The 6,071-nt window shown below is 63.6% G+C and carries 7 protein-coding genes; 1 reads left to right on the forward strand and 6 read right to left on the reverse strand.

What is annotated here, in order from left to right; all coding sequences use genetic code 11:
• Positions 1-19 precede the first annotated feature (19 nt).
• The 5 genes from VH326_RS13810 to groES all read right to left on the reverse strand — a co-directional run bounded on the left by VH326_RS13810 (position 20) and on the right by groES (position 4,826).
• The gene (locus VH326_RS13810; RefSeq protein ID WP_329632411.1) at positions 20-586 is read right to left on the reverse strand and encodes a glycine zipper 2TM domain-containing protein; all 567 of its coding nucleotides are present in this window, start codon (positions 584-586) and stop codon (positions 20-22) included.
• Positions 587-692: 106 nt separating this feature from the next.
• The gene (locus VH326_RS13815; RefSeq protein WP_329632412.1) at positions 693-1,124 is read right to left on the reverse strand and encodes an OsmC family protein; all 432 of its coding nucleotides are present in this window, start codon (positions 1,122-1,124) and stop codon (positions 693-695) included.
• Positions 1,125-1,201: 77 nt separating this feature from the next.
• The gene (locus tag VH326_RS13820; protein WP_329632413.1) at positions 1,202-1,507 is read right to left on the reverse strand and encodes a glycine zipper 2TM domain-containing protein; all 306 of its coding nucleotides are present in this window, start codon (positions 1,505-1,507) and stop codon (positions 1,202-1,204) included.
• A 1,292-nt stretch (positions 1,508-2,799) separates the two neighbouring features.
• Positions 2,800-4,443, reverse strand: coding sequence for a chaperonin GroEL (gene groL, locus VH326_RS13825; RefSeq protein ID WP_329632414.1), 1,644 nt, complete (start codon positions 4,441-4,443; stop codon positions 2,800-2,802).
• 68 nt (positions 4,444-4,511) lie between these two features.
• Positions 4,512-4,826 (reverse strand): co-chaperone GroES, encoded by a 315-nt coding sequence (gene groES, locus VH326_RS13830; protein ID WP_329632415.1) that lies wholly within the window; start codon positions 4,824-4,826, stop codon positions 4,512-4,514.
• 281 nt (positions 4,827-5,107) lie between these two features.
• On the opposite strand from groES, the gene VH326_RS13835 reads away from it, so the two are divergent.
• Positions 5,108-5,374, forward strand: coding sequence for a hypothetical protein (locus VH326_RS13835; protein WP_329632416.1), 267 nt, complete (start codon positions 5,108-5,110; stop codon positions 5,372-5,374).
• Here the strand turns inward: VH326_RS13835 and VH326_RS13840 are convergent.
• On the reverse strand, positions 5,351-6,071 hold a 721-nt coding region (locus tag VH326_RS13840), incomplete at its 5' end, for a nitronate monooxygenase (protein WP_329632417.1). The genes VH326_RS13835 and VH326_RS13840 overlap by 24 nt on opposite strands.

The following is a 6,071-nucleotide window of genomic DNA, read 5'->3' on the forward strand; positions in this document are numbered from 1 at the left end:
ATTCGCCGAACGGATCGGTCTAGCGGCACTGCACCTGGCCGCGATCGATCGACGAACCGAGCGCTGCGCCGCCGGCGACGCCGAGCAGCGTGCCGAGCGTGCTCGACCGGCCGTTCGAGAGCGAGTTGCCGATCAGCCCGCCGATCGCGCCGCCGATGATCAGACCGGTCGTGCCGTCCGAGCGGCGGCAATAATAGCGGCCGTTGGAGCCGCGATAGATGCGGTCGGTGCGTTGGAGCCGGCGCGGCTGATAATAGCTGCCGTCGCGATAATATTGGTCGGCATTATAATAACGCTGACCGGCCGGCAAGCGATTGTAATCGTAATTGCGCCACTTGCGCCAATCGCGCGTGTCGCCGCGATAATCCTTATTGGCATCGGCGACCGCTCGCGCGCGTTCGCGCTGCGCCTTGTTGACGGCGCGCTGCGTGTTGGCGTCGTTGAGGTCGTTGCGATAGTCCTTGTTGGCGTCGCGCACGGCCTTGCGATATTCCTTGTCGGCTTGGCGCGGGGTGGTTTGCGCGGTCGCGAGGAACGGGGTCACCGTCACGCTTGCCGCCAGGGCAGCCATCATCAGCCGTCGCATCGTCATTCTCCTCGTTGTTGGGGACGGCATTAAAACAGATTAAGGCGCACAAAAGTTGCGTGAACGAGAAACAACCTTCCGTTCACACGAGCGACAAGTCGCTGCGTCAGCCGGCGTTGAGCGTGTGGTCGAGGGTGATTTCGGCGTTGAGCACCTTCGACACCGGGCAATTAGCCTTGGCATCGGCGGCGATGCGCGCGAACTGGTCGGGGTCGATATCGGCGATGGTGGCGGTCAGCGTCAGGTCCGACCGCGTGATAGCAAAGCCCTCGCCCTGCTTGTCGAGTGTTACCCGGGCGGTGGCTTCGAGCCTCCCGTCCTCGAACCCCTCGCGCGCAAGCGCAAAGCTCAGCGCCATCGTGAAGCAGGCGGCGTGCGCGGCGGCGATCAGTTCCTCGGGGTTGGTCCCGGGCTCGTCCCCGAACCGCGTGTTGAAGCCATATTTCCGGTCGTCGAGCACGCCTGACTGGGTCGAGACATGTCCGACGCCGTCGCGCCCGAAGCCTTCATATTTCGCCGATCCGCTGCGTGTCGGCATGTCCGTCCCTCAATCCAAGAAAAAGGGGCGCGGCCGACTGGCCACGCCCCGTTCGTCGTCCTTCCGCGGAGCCGCGCTTAGCGGCAGCGGCGATGCGCGGTGTTGGCGCGGTCGATCGCCCGTCCGCCGAGCGCACCCGCGGCCCCGCCGATGACCGTGCCGAGCAGTCGATTGCCGCGGCCAGCAATGCTGTTGCCGACGACCGCGCCGCCGACGCCGCCGACGACTGCGCCGGTGGTGCCGCCCGAGTGCGTGCAATAAGTGTGGCCGCCGCGCCCGTAATACGTCCGGTAATGATGCTTGCGTGCATCGGCGGCGGTGGGGACCGCAATGGCGCTGGCAGTCAGTGCGGCGGCGCCCAGGCCGAGAAACAGGTTACGCATATCGAAATTCCCTTACTTTGGATCAATGCCAGCCACCTAACGCCCCGTCGCACGATTGAGTTGCATGCGCGGCAAAATTCATTTCGCTTCCGTCTCGACGTGATCTCGTTCGCGGCGAAACTTTCTTACCCGCTATCCACGTTATCCACAGGAACGATTGCATCATTGGCGCTTGGCGCGACTCGGATTCGGTGACAGCATCCAATCATCGAGACCAAGACGGTCGGCCGAGAAATCGGAAGAGTGTTCAAGGGCTTGATCTTCGAGCAAGGTTATCGGCGCCGCAAGGCGAAGACAAACGGGTTCGAGGTGGGACATCAGCCCCCGCCGATCCGGTCGAAACGCGCAAGCGAGACGGTTGGAGACAGCATCACTGATGCCCCGAACATGGTGGGCTTGCCTTCGAGCCGGTCGATCATGGTTGCCGCGGCGAGCCGCCGGTCAAGCCCGTCAAACGGCGCGACTTCGGAAAGGTGCCGAGGCAGCAAACGCGAAGAGGAATGCTTCGGCATTGTTGTTCGTGAGGCCGCCGGTGGCCGGGAATGCTGAGACTCTTCGGATGATCGCGCCTGGCCCCGACGACCGAACCGGGAAGTAAGGTGGGCGCCCCGAGTCAAATCGCTGCGCCAGACCGGCCGACCGGATGCGAGATTCGGGGGGACCTTCGGGTTTAAACCGGATGGAGCAATTGCTGGCGATCGATCGGTCTTCGGATCGATCAGGCGTGGGCAAGCGAAGCTCGAAACGTTTCGGACGGATCGGGTGGAGCAACCGCGAAATTGGGCGCGTCTTCGGATACGTCGAATGGAGCGGGCGGTGTTGGAATTGCCTTCGGGCGGTTCGAACAACGCGAAACCGCAACGTTGCGTTGGCCTTCGGGCCGACGCAGCCGAGCGCCCCGCGAAACCTGGCGCCGCCTTCGGGCAGCACGGATGTAGCGAGCCGCCGAAACCAGATGTGCTGACCGCGAGCTTCGGCTCAAGGCCAGCGGATCGAAGTCCGGCGACAGGGGAGTCGGTGGCAACACCGGCTCCCCAATTGCGTTCTGGGGGAGGACGCTGGCGTCGGTCGGAGCCACCCGGCACACACCGGTCGCCGGCCAAACCGTCAGATTCATTCCAGCTATGCACGAAAAAGGGCCGCGAGATTTTCCTCGCGGCCCCTTGTCTTATCGTGGGCGAGCGTCGGCAAAGCCGCCGCTTCGTCGGTCGGAGCTTCGGCGAGGCCGAAGCCCCGCCGTCCGATCCGGAACGAGTCCCGATTTAGCGACGCTAAATCGGGGCGTTCTCGGATCAGAAGTCCATTCCGCCCATTCCGCCCATGCCGCCGCCGCCCATGGGCATTGCCGGCTTGTCCTCGGGCATCTCGCTCACCGCCGCTTCGGTGGTGATCAACAGGCCGGCGACCGAGGCGGCGTTCTGGAGCGCGGTGCGGACGACCTTGGTCGGGTCGATCACGCCGGCTTCGACGAGGTTCTCATACTTTTCGGTCTGCGCGTTGAAGCCCTGGGTCGGATCGTTGCCCTCGAGCAGCTTGCCCGAAACCACCGCGCCGTCATGGCCGGCATTGGTCGCAATCTGGCGAACCAGCGTGGTCAGCGACTTGCGGACGATATCGACGCCGCGCGTCTGGTCGTCATTCTGGCCGTTGAGCCCGTCGAGCGCCTTGGTCGCGTAGAGCAAGGCGGTACCGCCGCCGGGGACGATGCCTTCCTCGACTGCGGCGCGAGTCGCGTGGAGCGCGTCGTCGACTCGGTCCTTGCGTTCCTTGACCTCGACTTCCGACGCACCGCCGACCTTGATCACGGCAACGCCGCCGGCGAGCTTGGCGAGACGCTCCTGGAGCTTCTCGCGGTCGTAATCGCTGGTGGTGTTCTCGATCTGCTGGCGGATCGCTTCGGTGCGGCCCTTGATCGCATCGGCATCACCCGCGCCATCGACGATGGTGGTGTTGTCCTTGTCGATCGACACGCGTTTGGCGGTGCCGAGCATGCCGACGGTGACGCTCTCGAGCTTGATGCCGAGATCCTCGGAGATCATCTCGCCCTTGGTCAGGATCGCGATGTCCTCGAGCATCGCCTTGCGGCGATCGCCGAAGCCAGGCGCCTTGACGGCCGCGACCTTGAGGCCGCCGCGCAGCTTGTTGACGACAAGCGTGGCGAGCGCCTCGCCCTCGATGTCCTCGGCGATAATCAAGAGTGGACGGCCCGATTGCACGACCGCTTCCAGGATAGGAAGCATCGCCTGAAGGTTCGACAGCTTCTTCTCGTGGATGAGGATGTATGGATCAGTCAGCTCGACCTGCATCTTCTCCGGATTGGTGATGAAGTAAGGCGACAGGTAGCCGCGGTCGAACTGCATGCCTTCGACGACATCGAGCTCGAACTCGAGGCCCTTGGCTTCCTCGACGGTGATGACGCCTTCCTTGCCGACCTTTTCCATCGCTTCGGCGATCTTCTCGCCGACGATGGTGTCGCCATTGGCGGCGATCGAGCCGACCTGGGCCACTTCGTCGGTGCCGGTGATCTTCTTGGCGCGGGCCTTGATGTCCTCGACGACCGCGTCGACGGCGATGTCGATGCCGCGCTTGAGGTCCATCGGGTTCATGCCGGCCGCAACCGACTTCACGCCCTCGCGCACGATCGCCTGGGCGAGCACGGTCGCCGTGGTCGTGCCGTCGCCGGCGATGTCATTGGTCTTCGAGGCCACTTCGCGCACCATCTGGGCGCCCATGTTCTCGAACTTGTCGGCGAGCTCGATCTCCTTGGCGACAGTGACGCCGTCCTTGGTGATGCGCGGCGCGCCGAAGCTCTTGTCGAGCACGACGTTGCGGCCCTTCGGACCCAGCGTCACCTTAACCGCGTCGGCGAGTATGTCGATGCCGCGCAGCATGCGCTGGCGGGCATCGCCGCTAAAGCGGACTTCCTTGGCTGCCATTTCTTAATTCCTCTCGGATGTCGTTGGTTGATTGGATGGATGGAGCGACTGGGCGCCTTCTGAGGCGCTTAGGCCGCCTTCTTCATGGCGGCGGAACCCTCGAGGATCCCCATGATGTCGCTTTCCTTCATGATCAGGTACTCGACGCCGTCGAGCTTGATCTCGGTGCCGGACCACTTGCCGAACAGGATGCGGTCGCCGGCCTTCACGTCGAGCGGAACGAGCTTGCCGCTTTCGTCCCGGGCGCCCGGGCCAACGGAGACGATCTCGCCTTCCATCGGCTTTTCCTTGGCCGTATCTGGAATGATGATACCGCCCTTGGTCTTGCCTTCTTCCTCGACGCGCTTGACCACGACCCGGTCGTGAAGCGGACGGAACTTCATGCTGCTGCCTCCATATCCTTCGGTTGAGCCTCGACGGCCGGACGGCCGCCGCGAAAAAAGGCCTGTCAGCACTCTCCTGCGGTGAGTGCCAAAGGCGCACGGGATTTAGGGTTGTCGGCTCTTTGAGTCAAGGCAAAGGCGAGGCCCGCACGCTAGGTAGCTTCGCACTAGCAGCAATCCTGAACGAGTGCTGCTAAGTTCCTGATGTGGAACGAATTTTGCTGATTTTTCGTTAAGGGCGCGTGACTATTCCGATACGCGTGACGTGTCAAGGAGCGACAATGGACCGGTGCTTTGTTGCGCAGCTTAACAACTACCGCATTACAACCGCCGAAATCCTCTACTGGCTGCCAGACCACAAGCACGTTTTGCAAAGCTACGTCTGGCAGAATCTGGATCTCGCGCCTCGTTTTCCCAATCTCACCAAGTTCCTCGATTTCTGGGAACACAATCTCGAAGGCAAGCTGCACCGTGTACGGGTGGCCAGCACGCAGCTGATCAAGCCAGCCGAGTTCGGCTTCGCCTCAGGCCTTTACCACCTGAACTGAGGCGTATTCCCGGGCCGTCCGTTCGACCAGGTCGGCCACCGTCGGCACATCGGCCACGCCGGACACCGAATGGCCGGCACTCCAGATGTCTTTCCAGCCCTTCGACGTCGGTTTCTCGCGCTCGGCTGCGTTGATGTCCTTGGCGATATCGATGGCGCCGCGCTGCGGCAGGTCGTCGGGATCGAGTCCCGCCGCGGCGATCGACGGCCGCAACATGTTGGTTTCCAGACCGGTGAAGGCCCTGGTGAGCAGCACGTCGTCGAGCCGGCTCTTCACCAGCATCGCCTTGTAGTCGTCCTTTGCCAGGCTCTCGCGCGTGGCGATGAACTTGGTGCCCATGTAGGCGAGGTCGCAGCCCAGCGTCTCGGCCGCGGCGATCGCCTGGCCGTCCGACATGCCGCCCGCCATCACCACGATGCCGTCCCAGAATTTCCGCACCGCGCGGACGAAAGCGAAGGGGTTGACCCAGCCGGTCTGGCCGCCGGCGCCGGCGGTCAGCAGCACCAGCCCGTCGACGCCCACGGCGACTGCCTTCTCGGCGTGACGTACCGACGCCACGTCGGCCAGCACCAGGCAGCCCGCATCCTTCAGAGGCTTCAGCACCGGCTCCGGCGAACCGACGCTGGTGATAACCATCTCAACCTTGTGGCGCAGCACGGCGGCAAGATCGTCCCTCAGGCGCAGATTCGAGCGATGG

Source organism: Sphingomonas sp. (genome assembly GCF_036269755.1).
Classification (GTDB): Bacteria; Pseudomonadota; Alphaproteobacteria; order Sphingomonadales; family Sphingomonadaceae; genus Sphingomonas.